Below are 15,171 nucleotides of genomic sequence, written 5' to 3' on the forward strand. Positions count from 1 at the left end.
CCTAATTATTGTCTGTTGGCTTCGCGGACTAAATCTTCATGCGGGATGTGACGTACATCAGACCCCTTAGCAATGTAGATGACGAACTCTGCAATATTTTTGGCGTGATCACCGATACGCTCAATTGCCTTCGCAATCGTCAGCATATCCAAGCCTGTACTGATCATATGTGGATCTTCAGACATATAGGTGATGAGCTTACGAACAAAGCCTCTGAACTCTTCGTCAATCTGACGGTCTTCCTGGACCACATCAGCGGCTGCAATAGTATCTAGACGAGCAAAAGCATCCAGGCTACGACGCAATAAGGAAATTGCCATTTGACCTGAAAGACGAATCTCCGCAACGTTAATGTTGTGCGGCAAGCCGGATTCAATTAAGCGCTTAGTACGCTTAGCTACACGCTCAGCCTCGTCACCAGCACGCTCTAGATTGGTAATGGCTTTAGATACCGCCATTACCAAACGCAAGTCTCGAGCAGTTGGCTGTCTGCGTGCAATCAGCTCAGTACAAGCCAAGTCGATCTGAATCTCCAAGTCATTGACTAACTTTTCATTTTCGATCACTACATTGCAGGTATCGAGATCCATTTGCGTAAAAGCACGCATCGCTGTTGCGATTTGGGATTCGACTAAGCCACCCATTTCAAGCAAGCGGCTTGAAAGAGAATTGAGATCGGCATCAAATTGTGATGATAGGTGTTTATCTGGCATACATTTCTCCAATTAACCGAAGCGACCGGTAATGTAGTCTTCGGTCTCTTTACGCTTAGGCTTAATAAATATCTCGTCCGTTTTGCCGTACTCAATCAGGCTACCTAAATACATGTAAGCTGTGTAGTCTGATACACGGGCTGCTTGTTGCATATTATGGGTCACAATGGCAATCGTGTAGTCATTCTTGAGCTCATGGATCAACTCTTCTACTTTGCCGGTAGAAATAGGGTCCAAGGCTGATGTTGGTTCATCCAGCAAGATGACTGAAGGCTTCACTGCCACGCCACGCGCAATACACAATCGCTGCTGTTGACCGCCAGAAAGGGATAAGCCACTCTGGTTTAACTTATCTTTCACTTCATTCCACAAGGCTGCTTTGTTCAGGGCCCACTCTACGCGCTCATCCATTTCAGAGCGGGAGAGCTTTTCATAGAGACGCACACCAAAAGCAATGTTTTCATAAATGGACATCGGGAATGGGGTTGGTTTCTGAAAAACCATACCAATTCGGGAGCGCAGTAGATTTAGATCTTGGCCTGGCTCGAGAATATTCTGGCCGTAGAAGTTAATTTCGCCTTCGGCACGTTGACCTGGATAGAGGTCATACATTCGGTTGAGAGTTCTGAGTAAAGTCGATTTACCACAACCTGATGGGCCAATAAAAGCAGTTACCTTACCTTGCTCGATATCCAGGTTAATTTTTTTCAAGCCTTGAAACGCGCCATAGTAAAAATTAAGATTACGCACTTCAATGGCATTTACTGCCGCATTTTGCGGTTCTTGATTTAATGTATCCACTCTACCCCCTTGACTATCTATCTGATTCAAGTCAAACATTGTTTTCATATTACTCATCATCCCTGCACCTTCTCTCGGAATACCACACGAGCAAGGATATTTAGTCCAAGCACAGCAAAGGTAATCAATAAAGCACCGCCCCATGCAAGATCAACCCAGTTGTCATATGGGCTCATAGCAAATTGGAAAATAACCACTGGCAAATTCGCCATTGGCGCATTCATATTCGTTGAAAAGAATTGATTGTTTAATGCGGTGAACAACAAAGGCGCTGTTTCACCGCTGACACGAGCAAGTGCCAGCAAGATACCGGTCATGACGCCACTCTGAGCAGCACGCAATGTGATCATGAAAGCGACTTTCCATTTTGGAGTGCCAAGTGCATAGGCTGCCTCACGCAAACTTCCTGGAACCAAGCGCAGCATGTTTTCCGTTGTTCTAACAACTACCGGTACTGCAATTAATGCCAAAGCGATCGTACCTGCCCAGCCAGAAAAGTGACGCACTTGAGCCACCACAAAGGCATACACAAACAAGCCGATCACAATCGAAGGTGCCGACAACATAATGTCAGTGACGAAACGGGTTACTGCGGCCACCTTGCTACGATCCCCATACTCAGAAAGATAAAGACCAGCAAGAACTCCAACCGGTGTACTAATTAAGGTGCAACAGCCAATCAACATCAAGCTACCAACAATCGCATTGGCAAGGCCGCCGCCATCAGATCCAGGTGCCGGAGTGCTATGGGTAAAGAGATCTAAATTAATCGAAGAGAACCCCTTGATTACCAATACGCTGAGGATCCACAATAAAAAAATCATTCCGAGTGCCATAGCACCCATGGATAAAGTTAAGCCAATCTTGTTCGCACGTTTGCGACGAGCAAACACCTCTGGATTAATGTTGCTAGTGCTATTCATGATTTCAAGCCCTGCTTCTTCTCCATATTGTTCAGCATCCACTTAGCGCATGCCAAAACAATGAAGGTAATAATAAAAAGTGCGAGAGCAAGTGCAAATAAAGAGGAGAGATGGTTGCCTGCTTCAGCCTCGCCGAACTCATTCGCTAGCGTAGAGGCAATGGATGTTCCTGGTGCAAACAAAGATGGGGATAAACGCTGTGCATTACCAATTACAAAGGTCACAGCCATCGTTTCCCCAAGTGCCCTACCTAATCCGAGCATCACACCACCGATAACACCAGCCTTGGTATAAGGAAGCACCACGTTCTTCACGACTTCCCAAGTAGTGCAGCCGATACCGTAGGCTGACTCTTTTAAGACAGGAGGAACGATTTCAAATACATCGCGCATTACTGAGGCGATGAACGGCAGAATCATCATCGCTAGAATCAATCCAGCACAAAGAACACCAATACCGTTGAAAGCGCCTGAGAATAGGATTCCCAAGCCGGGAATTTTTCCCAAAGTTGCCGCAAGTGCCGGCTCAACGTATTCGGCAAATAGAGGTGCAAAAATGAATAAGCCGAACATGCCATAAATAATTGAGGGAACTGCAGCGAGTAATTCCACTGCAGTGCCTAGAGGTCTGCGTAATGGGCCCGGGCATAGTTCGGTTAAAAAGACGGCAATACCAAAACTTAGGGGCACAGCAATTGACAAGGCAATAATTGATGTCACTAAGGTGCCATAGATGGCAATTAAGCCACCAAACTCACCATTCACGATATCCCACTCTTGGGTGAAGAAAAAGCCTAAACCAAAAGTATGTAGCGCAGGCCAAGCATTAATTACCAGAGAAATAATGATTCCCAGCAAGGCAATTAAGACGCTGCAGGCAAAAAACTGTGTAATGCCATGAAATAAGAAATCCTGAACCCGCTGAATCTTAGCGATTCTGAGTGCCTGAGGCGTCGGGGCTGAATGGGATTGGGCGTTATCTATCATTATTTGTACATATTTAAACAGCCAAACAGCCCCACCTTAGTGGAGCTGTTTGATTTTGGTATAGCTAAGTAGATTGGCAAAGTTTACTTTGTAGCAATCTTAGTAAATACATTCTTACGAATGAATTCAGTAGTTTTGTCAGGCATTGGTACGTAATCTAATTCTTCAGCCATCTTCTTGCCGTCTTTGAAAGCAAAGTCAAAGAACTTAATAACTTCAGCAACGTTAGCTTTGTTTTCTGGGTTCTTGTAAATCAAGATAAATGATGCGCCAGTAATTGGCCATGATTTAGCACCAGGGGCATTGGTAATAAATGTACCCATACCTGGAATAGCCGCCCAATCAGTACTTGCAGCAGCTGCAGCAAAAGTTAGATCATCAGGAGCTACGAATTGACCATCTTTGTTCTTCAAAGAAATAAAGGTCATCTTATTTTTCTTAGCATATGCGTACTCAACATAACCAACTGAGTTCTTTACGCGAGTTACGTTTGCCGCAACACCTTCGTTGCCTTTACCGCCAACAGTAGAGGCTGCAGGCCACTTAACTGATGCACCAGAACCAACACCATCTTTAAATAATGAGCTAGTTTTAGCCAAGTAATCAGTAAAGATCGCAGTAGTACCAGAGCCGTCAGCACGTACAACGACAGTAATTGGGCCGCTTGGAATCTTTACGCCTGGGTTCATGATGGCAATACGCTTATCACCCCAATCAGAAATAACACCTTGGAAAATGTCAGCCAATGTTGGGCCATCTAACTTGATCTCGCCTGGCTTCACACCATCCACGTTAATCACTGGCACTACACCACCAATAATGGCTGGAAACTGAACCATGCCATCTTTTTCTAAATCTTCAAACTTCACTGGATTGTCGGTTGCGCCAAAATCCACTGTTTTAGCTTTGATCTGCTTGATACCGCCAGATGAACCAATAGACTGGTAATTTAAATTCGAACCGGTCTTGGCTTTAAAGGCTTCGGCCCATTTGGCATAAATTGGGTACGGGAAGGTTGCGCCAGCACCTGTCATGTCTACTGCAAATGCTGCTGGAGCAAGTGAAATAGCGCCAATAACGAGGGCTTTTTTCAAGAAAGATTTCATTTAACCGGTCCTTAGATTGAATATGCGCAACAGCGCGATATAAGAACGATACGGATGGAATGTGACAGCTATATGACAGCCCTATGACACCCTAAAAACAGCGTTTTTTGCATGCCTAGGGACATTAATCACTCAAATGACACTTAATAGATAAGCTATCGAGCGCTTTAAATGAATGAAATTCATTTAATAGCAATCCCAGTAAATATAGCGATTTATGCGGGATTCGCTAGGTTTTCCTGAATGACTTCAATAAAGTGTTCGCCATAGCGCTCTAACTTGGCCTGCCCCACCCCGCCAATATGGCTAAATTGATCTAAGGTCTTTGGCGTAGACCTAACCATCTCCTGCAAAGTGCTGTCATGAAAAATCACATAGGGCGGGACCCCTTGCTCACGTGCTAGCTCAGTGCGCTTAGCTTTGAGTGCCTCCCACAATTTTTCATCTGCAACATTACTAAAGGGATGCGTAGAACTTTTCTTTGCTCCCGATTTCGTAGCCTTAGTCTTGGAATAGCCCGTTTCTTTACGCAACCAAACCTCTTGCTCGCCACGCAGCACAGGTAACGCGATTTCATCCACCAGCTTTAAGCCACCATGCAGGGCAATATCCGCATCTAAATAACCGCCTGCTACCAATTGACGATAAATGCTATTCCATTGGGCCTGATTGAGTTCTGCACCGATTCCAAAGGTACTGACCTGCTCATGAAAGTACTGCTTCACTCTGGGAGTAACCTTACCCAGGAGCACATCAATTAAATGGGTCACGCCAAAACGCTGACCTGTCCGATAAACACAGGACAATGCTTTTTGTACTTCCTGTGTGGCATTCCAAGTCGCCACGGGCTCTAGACAGTTATCACAGTTCCCACAGCCACCCGGATGCGCCTCCCCAAAGTAGCGCAAGATTGTTTGATGGCGGCATGATGTGGATTCACAATAGCCCAGTAGTGCGTTGAGTTTTTGGCGCTCTACCCGCTTGCGGTCTTCAGATGCTTCGCCAGAATCTACCATTTGCCGCAAGCTCACTACATCCCCAAATCCATAGGCCATCCAGGCATTTGCAGGTAAGCCATCACGTCCAGCACGCCCTGTTTCTTGGTAATAACCCTCCATGCTTTTTGGAAGATCTAGGTGAGCTACAAAGCGTACGTTAGGTTTATCAATGCCCATGCCGAACGCTACGGTTGCGACCATGATGACGCCCTCTTCACGCAAGAAGCGTTTTTGATTGGCGCTGCGTGTTTCTACGCTTAAGCCTGCGTGATAAGGCATAGCATCCCAGCCGCGGTCTACCAACCATTGAGCAGTCTCTTCTACACTGCGACGCGATAGGCAATAAATAATTCCCGAGTCATCGGCATGCTCAGCATCTAAAAAGTGCTCTAACTGTTGTTTAGCACTCTGCTTTTGCAGAACTCGATATTTAATATTGGGGCGATCAAAGCTGGAGACAAATTGCTCGGCAGATTCGAGCGACAGACGCTCCACAATTTCTGCTCGGGTTGGCGCATCCGCAGTAGCCGTTAAGGCGATACGAGGCACCTTAGGAAAGCGCTCGTGCAAAACAGTTAACTGACGATATTCTGGGCGGAAATCATGACCCCATTGAGAGACACAGTGCGCCTCATCAATCGCGAACAAGGCAATTCCGGGGCCCGCATTGAGCCTATCAAGGATTGATAGAAAACCAGGGTTCATGAGACGCTCAGGCGCTACATAGATTAAGTCAAGTTCTCCAGCCAGCAACTGACTGGTAACCTTTTGAGAAGTAGCCGCATCTAAACTCGAGTTTAAAAATGAGGCCTTAACACCTAACTGGGTTAATGCATCAACTTGATCCTGCATTAGTGCAATTAAGGGCGACACCACTACCCCTACACCCCGTCGAACAAGCGAGGGAATTTGATAGCACAGCGACTTACCGGCACCAGTGGGCATCAGAACCAAAGCATCGCCGCCCGCCACTACATGTCTAACAATAGACTCTTGAGCACCACGGAATTGATCAAAGCCGAAAACATCATGAAGAACTTGGTGGCTCGACTGCAAAAGTAATACTCCCTTGTCTTATTCAATACCTGCGGATTACAAACTAAATATAAATAAAAAGCCCCACGTCACGCGGGGCTCTTTAAATATTTTCTCTATAAAACAAATATAGAATCTAAATGGCGGAGAGGGTGGGATTCGAACCCACGGTAGGTTTGACCCTACGCTTGATTTCGAGTCAAGTACATTCGACCACTCTGCCACCTCTCCGAACCAAAGCCAATTATAGCTTTGGGGTGGTTTTGTGGTTTTTGCTTAAGCTGGCTTGAGAACCTCTAAGCCACCCAAGTAAGGTTGTAGTGCCTTCGGAATAGCAATACTGCCATCTACTTGCTGCTTATTCTCAAGCAATGCAACCAATGCTCTGCCAACTGCAAGGCCTGAACCATTTAATGTGTGCACCAATTCTGGTTTGCCTTGACCTGATTTAAATCTGGCTTGCATCCGTCTTGCCTGGAAATCGCCCATACTGGAGCAGGAGCTAATTTCTCTATAGGCTTTTTGTGAAGGCACCCAAACCTCTAAGTCATAAGTCTTGGTGCTACCAAAACCCATATCACCCGTGCAGAGCAATACTTTTCTATATGGCAACTCGAGCAATTCCAGAATACGCTCAGCGTGGCCCGTGAGCTCTTCCAAGGCTTGCATGGAATCTTCTGGCTTAGTGATTTGTACTAACTCAACTTTGTCAAACTGATGTTGACGAATCATGCCTCGGACATCGCGACCATAGCTACCGGCTTCTGAACGAAAACATGGTGTGTGAGCCACAAACTTCATTGGCAAGCTATCAGCATTAACGATTTCGTCTCGGACTAAATTCGTTACGGGCACTTCTGCGGTTGGGATAAGGTAAAAGTTTTCAGTCTTCGCTTCACCGCCCTCGTCTTCACCGCCCATTTGACGGGGAACTTTAAATAGATCCTCTTCAAACTTCGGCAACTGACCAGTACCGCGCATAGAAGCAGCATTCACCATGTAAGGTGCATATACCTCTTGATAATGGTGATCTGTAGCATGCGTATCAATCATGAATTGCGCCAAAGCGCGATGCAATCTGGCAATCGGCCCCTTGAGAACGACAAAGCGTGAACCGCTAATCTTAGCTGCCACTTCAAAGTCCAAACCGAGTGGACCGCCGAGATCAACGTGATCTTTGATCTCAAAATCAAAAATAGGCTCTTCACCCCAACGCTTTACCTCTTTGTTTTCTGTTTCATCTTTACCAGCAGGCACCGACTCATCTGGTAGATTGGGAATACCCATCAAGAAATCAGCAATCTCTGCTTGCAAGGTGCCCAATCTGGCTGCACCAGATTCCATATCAGCATTAACTTGTGCAACTTCAGCCATCTCGGCAGATGCATCCTCGCCCTTACCTTTTTTCATGCCAATGGCTTTGGATAATTGATTGCGCTTGGCTTGCAATTCTTCAGTACGGGTTTGTAAAGATTTACGCTCTGATTCCAGGGTATTGAATTTCTCAACGTCGAGCTGGAATTTGCGAGTTGCTAAACGTGCAGCAACTGCGACGATGTCTTTACGGAGTAATTGCGGATCAATCATGTGATGCTCTGTAGATTAGGGGTTCTAGGTTTTAGTTTTATACGGGCTCTAGTTTAAGCGCAAGACTTCGGCTCCGGCTGGCGGAGTGAAAGTAAAGCGATTGGCGGGCAAATTAACATTGAGTTGGATCTTATCCAAAGTCACCAGGACCACGCTTCCAAGCCCATCGGTTAACTCCAAAGCTTTGGGTAAGCCATTAGCCATACCAATTGAGATCTTTGTATAAGGCAGGTCATTTTTAGTTTTGGCATTGGGATCTTTTTTAGGAATCAAAGCCACCCACTTCATTCCTAAACGCTCATCGCCTTCAACCAAGTCAAAATGCTGTTCTAGTGAAGTCTCACCAAACAGAATAGCCGCCGGCGTCGAAGCTAAGGCCTGACCCGCTGGACGAAAAGTCGCCTGGTTTAAATCTTTATCCCATAAGACTAGTTGCTTGCCATCAGCAATTAACTTTTGCTCGTAAGGCTTTTGGGTATCCCAGATAAATCTCCCCGGACGCTGAAACACAAAATGACCTTGGGTTTGACGGAGGACTTTCAAGCCCTTGTCTTGTGATTCATTAGCTTTAGGTGCGCGTAACTGCTGCTGCACAAAATCTCCCTCTGCAGTTTTGGAGTTCCGTACAAATTGACGCAACTGTTCTGAACCGCTTTCACTTTGCGAATGAGCGGCGCCTGAAAACAGAATGACTGTTCCAAGCAATACTACAGATAGGAATCTTTGCAAAATGACTGCCTTACTCTGAAGGGCGATGAAGAATCTCGCGATTGCCACCATTACCCATCTTGGATACAAGTCCTGCTTTTTCCATATCCTCGAGTAGGCGTGCGGCACGGTTGTAACCAATACGCAGGTGACGCTGTACCAATGAGATCGATGGTCGTTTATTTTCCAGAACAATAGCAACGGCTTGGTCATAAAGAGGGTCTGCCTCACCGCCGCCCTCACCAGTTAATGCATCCACATTGGATTCATCAGCACCTTCGAGTACGCCATCAATGTAATTGGCTTCGCCCTTCTCTTTGAGCCATTCCACAACACGATGGACTTCATCATCCGATACGAACGCGCCATGCACGCGAACCGGCAGGCCGGTACCTGGTGCCATATAGAGCATGTCACCCATACCCAGCAATGCTTCTGCACCCTGCTGATCCAAAATCGTACGACTATCAATCTTGCTACTGACTTGGAATGAGATACGGGTTGGTACGTTAGCTTTAATCAAGCCGGTAATGACATCAACGCTTGGACGCTGTGTTGCCAATACCAAATGAATACCTGCGGCACGCGCCTTTTGCGCAATACGGGCAATCAACTCTTCAATCTTCTTGCCTGATACCATCATCAAGTCAGCCAACTCATCAATCACGATGACAATGACTGGTGCTTTATAGATTGGCTCTGGATCATCTGGAGTTAAGCTAAATGGATTGGTGAGCTTCTCACCTTTTTCCTCTGCTTCCAGAATCTTTTTATTAAAGCCAGCTAGGTTACGCACACCAAACTTACTCATCAGTTTGTAACGGCGCTCCATCTCATTTACCGCCCAGTTAAGTGCGTTGTATGCCTGCTTCATATCCGTTACAACTGGGCACAACAAATGCGGGATCTTGTCGTAGATGGCCATCTCGAGCATCTTTGGATCAATCATGATCAAACGCACTTCATCAGGCTTAGCCTTAAAGAGTAGCGACAGAATCATGGCATTAATACCAACAGACTTACCGGCACCCGTAGTACCCGCAACTAAACAGTGAGGCATCTTTGCTAAGTCAGCCACCATTGGGCTACCAGAGATGTCTTTACCTAAGGCTAGAGTAAGCAATGAATGGTTGTCGTTATAAACCTGCGAAGTCAGAATCTCTGACAAGTAAACCGACTGGCGTGTTGGGTTTGGTAACTCCAAAGCCATACAAGTCTTACCAGGAATGGTTTCCACTACACGCATACTGACAACGCCGAGTGAGCGCGCCAAGTCACGTGAGAGGTTCACAATCTGGCTGCCCTTCACACCAATCGCTGGATCAATCTCGTAGCGAGTCACTACTGGGCCAGGATAGGCGGCAATTACCTTCACTTGAACATTAAACTCGGCTAACTTACGTTCGATTAAGCGTGAAGTAAATTCCAGCACGTCAGCAGAAATGGTTTCTTTTGCTTCAGGTACTGGATCAAGTAGTGCCAGTGGTGGTAATTCAGAATCCGGAATATCCACAAACAAGGGCTGCTGTTTCTCGCGCTCTACACGAGCACTCTTTGGAATCTCAATCGGGGCACGAACGATTTGCACTGGTGCTGCAACTTCAACGCGACCACGAAACTCCTCTACAAACTCTTCACGCTCTTCTGCAGCAGCTTCGCCTAACTTGCGATCTTCTTCGCTATCACGACGTTCGCGGATGCGGTGATAAGACACCTCCAAGAAACGCCCTACTTTTTCAGCAACGTCCAGCCACGAGAAATGCAAAAACAAGGAGAGCCCAGCACAAAGACCAAATAAGAGAACCAGGGTGGAACCGGTAAATCCGAGCGACATCTGCAATGGATCACCAATCAACTCGCCCAAAATGCCTCCAGGAGGCCTTGGGAGCTGCCAGGACAGGGAGTGCATGCGGATAGACTCCAAGCCCATGCTGCAAATGAGAGTTAAGCCAAAGCCCAACCAACGCATTACTAGGGAGTCTGGCTTAGCATCCGGGTCGGGTGGCAAAGGAATGCTCCAAAGCTCACGCCAGCCATTTAAGACGCGGCGCCCAAAGAGAGCAACCCACCAAAAAGCAGAAACACCAAAGATATACAGCATTAAATCAGCTAAATAGGCCCCAAAACGACCCCCTAAGTTCTTGGGGGCCTCAAAACTGGCATGGGACCAAGCTGGATCAGCCTTGGAATAGGTCAGCAAAATGGCAAATAAGCCTAGGCACAAGCCTAGAGAGATGAACCAACGAGCCTCTAATAAGAGGCGGGGCATCCTGCCCTGCGGGCCATTATCTGGGGGCTGGGGGCTCATTGGAGCCTTGGACTTCGGGTATGCGGTTCTTGCCATGTTCTACCGATTGTAATCAAGCAAATCTATAATTTGAATATGACTACAAATACCCCAAAACACTCCAAAGTTCTGATCCTCGGATCCGGCCCTGCTGGCTATACAGCAGCCGTCTACGCAGCCCGAGCCAATTTAAGCCCCACCCTCATCACTGGCCTAGCTCAGGGCGGTCAATTAATGACCACCACCGACGTCGAAAACTGGCCTGCGGATGCCGATGGTGTGCAAGGCCCAGAACTGATGGAGCGTTTTTTAAAGCATGCTGAACGCTTTAATACTGAGATCATTTTTGACCATATTCACACGGCAGCCCTGAAAGAAAAACCAATTCGCTTGGTTGGAGATTCCGGAACCTATACCTGCGATGCTTTGATTATTTCCACTGGCGCTTCTGCTCAATATATTGGTTTACCCAGTGAAGAAGCATTCATGGGTCGCGGTGTTTCTGGTTGCGCAACTTGCGATGGCTTTTTTTACCGTAATCAAGATGTGTGCGTTGTCGGTGGTGGCAACACTGCAGTTGAAGAAGCGCTCTACCTTACTGGTATTGCTAAAAAAGTAACCGTGATTCATCGTCGCGATAAGTTCCGTGCTGAACCAATCTTGAATGATCGCCTCATGGCAAAAGTTGCTGAAGGCAAAGTGGAGCTGAAACTGAACTCCACTCTCGACGAAGTTCTAGGCGATGAAAAAGGCGTTACTGGTGTGCGCATCAAGAAACAAGATGGCAGTACTGAAGATCTTGCCGTAACCGGTGCCTTTATTGCCATTGGTCACAAACCGAATACCGAACTCTTTGTTGGTCAGCTCGATATGAACAATGGCTACCTCAAGACCCATTCAGGCCTTGAAGGCAACGCCACTGCTACTAATATCCCTGGCGTATTTGCAGCCGGCGACGTTCAAGATCATATCTATCGTCAAGCGATTACTAGTGCTGGCACAGGCTGTATGGCTGCACTGGATGCGCAGCGTTACTTAGAAACTTTGGAGTAAGTTTTATTTGCTTAGAACTTTAAATAAGTATGAAATAAAAAACGCCTAGTAATGCTAGGCGTTTTTGTTTGAGCTTTCTTATACGCTCAAGGCCAGTAAAGCCACCTCAGGGGCACGATCCAATATCTTTAGCAGCGCCTTTGCTGCGCCTGTAGGACTTCTTTTTCCCTGCTCCCAGTTTCGAATAGTTTCTAAAGAAACTTCTATACGACTTGAGAACTCTTGTTGAGATAAGCCAATCCGTTCACGAACTCGCTTTGCATATTTTGCAGCATCTTGCATGGCTTCGTCATCGTCTTGCCGTTGGTGTAGCTTTATGAGGCGCTCAGAAGTTGCATCTAATAGCTTCTTATCTACAACCCCCTTGGGGAAACTTTTAGGGTTATTTAGATCAACGCTAACTCGTACTATTTTTTTCATATCGCTTGACCTCCCTGTTATTAGCTTTCCTTGCTGAAATAATTCTGATGGCCTTAACTCTTCTGGTGAACACAACTACGAAGACTCGTTTATCAATTGCTCCTATTGCGCGATACCGCTCTTCCCCGTAATCCCATCTTTGGTCATGCTCAATAACTATCGTAGGATCTTTAAAAATTGATATCACATATGCGAAATCAAAATTTCGAGAGATCTGGCATGAGTTACTTTTAGCCAAATCCCATTCAAAATCCATTGACCCTATAGTAGGCCAATGGCCTACTCTTTGTCAAGTGGCGTCAACATAAAAAAACGCCTAGCATTGCTAGGCGTTTTATTTGCTGCAGTCTGATTGCTACTGCATTTAATGACTACTCATTGCTTAACGAGAGACCATTGGCAAGAGTGGCACGATAAGTAATGCCACGATGTTAATAATCTTGATCAGTGGGTTAACGGCAGGGCCCGCAGTATCTTTGTAAGGGTCGCCAACGGTATCGCCAGTTACGGCAGCTTTGTGAGCTTCAGAACCTTTGCCGCCGAAGTGACCTTCTTCGATATATTTCTTCGCGTTGTCCCAAGCACCGCCACCTGTACACATCGAGATCGCTACGAATAAGCCAGTCACGATAGTTCCCATGAGCAAACCACCCAATGCAGCCGGCCCTAACAAGAGACCAACGACAACTGGGGCAACTACTGGCAAGAGGGAAGGAACGATCATTTCTTTAATAGCAGCAGAAGTCAGCATATCTACCGCTTTGCCGTACTCTGGCTTCGCAGTACCTTCCATGATTCCAGGGATATCACGGAACTGACGGCGCACCTCTTCTACCACCGCACCAGCGCAACGACCTACTGCTTCCATCGCCATCGCACCAAACAAGTAAGGAATCATGCCGCCGATAAAGAGGCCGATGATGACCATGTGATTGGACAAGTCAAAAGATACTTGTTGGCCCATACCCTCTAAGGCATGGGTGTAGTCAGCAAAGAGAACGAGTGATGCCAAACCAGCTGAACCAATTGCATAGCCTTTAGTAACTGCTTTAGTAGTGTTGCCAACTGCATCCAATGGATCGGTAATATCGCGAACAGATTGTGGCAAGCCTGCCATCTCTGCAATACCACCAGCGTTATCTGTAATTGGGCCATATGCATCAAGCGCAACCACAATACCTGCCATGGACAACATCGCTGTTGCTGCAATCGCAATGCCATATAAACCAGCCAACCAATACGCTGCAAAAATCGCTGCACAAACAAAGAGAACTGGATAAGCAGTTGACTTCATCGAAATACCTAAGCCAGCAATGATATTGGTACCGTGACCTTTGGTTGAGGCTTCAGCAATATGTTGCACTGGCTTGAACTGAGTACCGGTGTAGTACTCGGTAATCCATACTAAACCTGCTGTAAGCAACAAGCCCACTACGGTTGAACCAAACAAACGCCATTGGCTACCAGGGATACCTAATGCATCATCCGGCATGATGAAGTTAGTTACAAAGTAGAAAGCAATCAATGACAAACCACCGGCAATGATCAGGCCCTTATACAAAGCAGGCATCACATTTTTCATGCCAGGTGTTGCCTTTACAAATGAGCAACCAATGATGGAGGCGATGATAGAAACGCCGCCCAGCACTAATGGATAAATAATCGCAGCCACTGGTGCACTAGAAACCATTAAGGATCCCAGCACCATGGTTGCAATCAGCGTAACCGCGTAAGTTTCAAATAAGTCTGCTGCCATGCCTGCGCAGTCACCAACGTTGTCGCCAACGTTATCAGCAATCACCGCAGGATTGCGTGGATCATCTTCCGGAATCCCAGCCTCAACCTTACCCACCAAGTCAGCGCCTACGTCTGCACCTTTAGTAAAGATGCCGCCACCTAAACGCGCAAAGATCGAAATCAAGGAAGAACCGAATGCCAAACCAATGAGGGGATGCAATACAGAAGAGAGATCTTGTCCAGCGCCAATCGATACAAGGAACATAAAGAAGAGGCCAACGCCCAAGAGACCCAATCCAACTACCAACATGCCGGTAATGGCACCACCCTTGAATGCCACATTGAGCGCCTCGTTCATCCCTTTGGTTGCTGCTTCCGCTGTCCGTACGTTTGCGCGTACTGAGACATTCATACCAATAAAGCCACAAGCGCCGGAAAGTACAGCGCCAATAACAAAGCCAATTGCGGTCGCAAAATCAAGGAAGAGCGCCATGAGAATGGTCAGAACTACCCCAACCACGGCAATCGTTTTATATTGGCGCGACAAATACGCAGCCGCCCCCTGCTGAATCGCCTCGGCAATTTCTTGCATTTTGGCGTTGCCTGTACTCTGCTTCAAAATCCAGCCGCGCATCACAAAACCGTAAATCACGGCTAGGACACCGCACGCCAAGGCAAAATACAAGCCTAAAGTGACATTACTCATGCTTGAACTCCCTAAAGTTAATCTTTATTGTTTTGTATAACTGCACTTAGGTAGACCTGGTTTCCGAAAGCTTTAAACTATGGTCTTTAAGCTGTATCAGTATGTAACAGA

13 protein-coding genes and 1 tRNA gene are annotated in these 15,171 nt (G+C 46.6%); 1 reads left to right on the forward strand and 13 read right to left on the reverse strand.

Annotated elements, in window-relative coordinates; genetic code table 11:
• Nucleotides 1–5: 5 nt before the first annotated feature.
• From phoU to FD963_RS07040, 10 genes are all read right to left on the reverse strand, one after another.
• On the reverse strand, nucleotides 6–713 hold the full coding sequence (gene phoU / locus FD963_RS06995) for a phosphate signaling complex protein PhoU (protein ID WP_072583832.1): 708 nt from the start codon (nucleotides 711–713) through the stop codon (nucleotides 6–8).
• A gap of 12 nt (nucleotides 714–725) precedes the next feature.
• Nucleotides 726–1,553 (reverse strand): phosphate ABC transporter ATP-binding protein PstB, encoded by an 828-nt coding sequence (pstB, locus tag FD963_RS07000; protein WP_371818501.1) that lies wholly within the window; start codon nucleotides 1,551–1,553, stop codon nucleotides 726–728.
• Between the two features lie 17 nt (nucleotides 1,554–1,570).
• Nucleotides 1,571–2,437 (reverse strand): phosphate ABC transporter permease PstA, encoded by an 867-nt coding sequence (gene pstA / locus FD963_RS07005; RefSeq protein WP_215361415.1) that lies wholly within the window; start codon nucleotides 2,435–2,437, stop codon nucleotides 1,571–1,573.
• On the reverse strand, nucleotides 2,434–3,423 hold the full coding sequence (gene pstC, locus FD963_RS07010; RefSeq protein WP_215361419.1) for a phosphate ABC transporter permease subunit PstC: 990 nt from the start codon (nucleotides 3,421–3,423) through the stop codon (nucleotides 2,434–2,436). Before pstC ends, pstA begins: the two co-directional genes overlap by 4 nt.
• Nucleotides 3,424–3,506: 83 nt before the next feature.
• A complete protein-coding gene (pstS, locus tag FD963_RS07015; protein ID WP_215361420.1) occupies nucleotides 3,507–4,529 on the reverse strand; it encodes a phosphate ABC transporter substrate-binding protein PstS in 1,023 nt (340 codons plus the stop codon).
• A gap of 215 nt (nucleotides 4,530–4,744) precedes the next feature.
• Nucleotides 4,745–6,583 carry a DNA helicase RecQ gene (gene recQ, locus FD963_RS07020; RefSeq protein WP_215361423.1) on the reverse strand — a complete coding sequence of 613 codons (1,839 nt, stop codon included), beginning with the start codon at nucleotides 6,581–6,583 and terminating at the stop codon, nucleotides 4,745–4,747.
• A 120-nt stretch (nucleotides 6,584–6,703) separates the two neighbouring features.
• Nucleotides 6,704–6,793: transfer RNA gene (locus tag FD963_RS07025), tRNA-Ser, on the reverse strand.
• A 45-nt stretch (nucleotides 6,794–6,838) separates the two neighbouring features.
• On the reverse strand, nucleotides 6,839–8,149 hold the full coding sequence (serS, locus tag FD963_RS07030; RefSeq protein WP_215361425.1) for a serine--tRNA ligase: 1,311 nt from the start codon (nucleotides 8,147–8,149) through the stop codon (nucleotides 6,839–6,841).
• Nucleotides 8,150–8,197: 48 nt separating this feature from the next.
• Nucleotides 8,198–8,878, reverse strand: coding sequence for an outer membrane lipoprotein carrier protein LolA (locus FD963_RS07035; protein WP_215361430.1), 681 nt, complete (start codon nucleotides 8,876–8,878; stop codon nucleotides 8,198–8,200).
• Between the two features lie 10 nt (nucleotides 8,879–8,888).
• Nucleotides 8,889–11,165 (reverse strand): DNA translocase FtsK, encoded by a 2,277-nt coding sequence (locus tag FD963_RS07040; protein ID WP_215361432.1) that lies wholly within the window; start codon nucleotides 11,163–11,165, stop codon nucleotides 8,889–8,891.
• Between the two features lie 75 nt (nucleotides 11,166–11,240).
• Between FD963_RS07040 and trxB the strand changes: the two genes are divergently transcribed.
• Nucleotides 11,241–12,197, forward strand: a complete 957-nt coding sequence (trxB, locus tag FD963_RS07045) for a thioredoxin-disulfide reductase (protein ID WP_215361434.1) — start codon at nucleotides 11,241–11,243, stop codon at nucleotides 12,195–12,197.
• A 78-nt stretch (nucleotides 12,198–12,275) separates the two neighbouring features.
• Here trxB and FD963_RS07050 read toward each other — a convergent pair whose 3' ends face one another.
• The 3 genes from FD963_RS07050 to FD963_RS07060 form a co-directional block, all read right to left on the reverse strand.
• Nucleotides 12,276–12,617: a DNA-binding transcriptional regulator gene (locus FD963_RS07050; protein WP_215357328.1), complete on the reverse strand. Its 342-nt coding sequence runs from the start codon at nucleotides 12,615–12,617 to the stop codon at nucleotides 12,276–12,278.
• Nucleotides 12,595–12,873: a BrnT family toxin gene (locus tag FD963_RS07055; protein ID WP_215320280.1), complete on the reverse strand. Its 279-nt coding sequence runs from the start codon at nucleotides 12,871–12,873 to the stop codon at nucleotides 12,595–12,597. Before FD963_RS07055 ends, FD963_RS07050 begins: the two co-directional genes overlap by 23 nt.
• A 126-nt stretch (nucleotides 12,874–12,999) precedes the next feature.
• Nucleotides 13,000–15,060 carry a sodium-translocating pyrophosphatase gene (locus tag FD963_RS07060; protein WP_215361438.1) on the reverse strand — a complete coding sequence of 687 codons (2,061 nt, stop codon included), beginning with the start codon at nucleotides 15,058–15,060 and terminating at the stop codon, nucleotides 13,000–13,002.
• Between the last annotated feature and the right edge of the window lie 111 nt (nucleotides 15,061–15,171).

Source organism: Polynucleobacter sp. JS-JIR-II-50 (assembly GCF_018687895.1).
Taxonomy (GTDB): Bacteria; Pseudomonadota; Gammaproteobacteria; order Burkholderiales; family Burkholderiaceae; genus Polynucleobacter.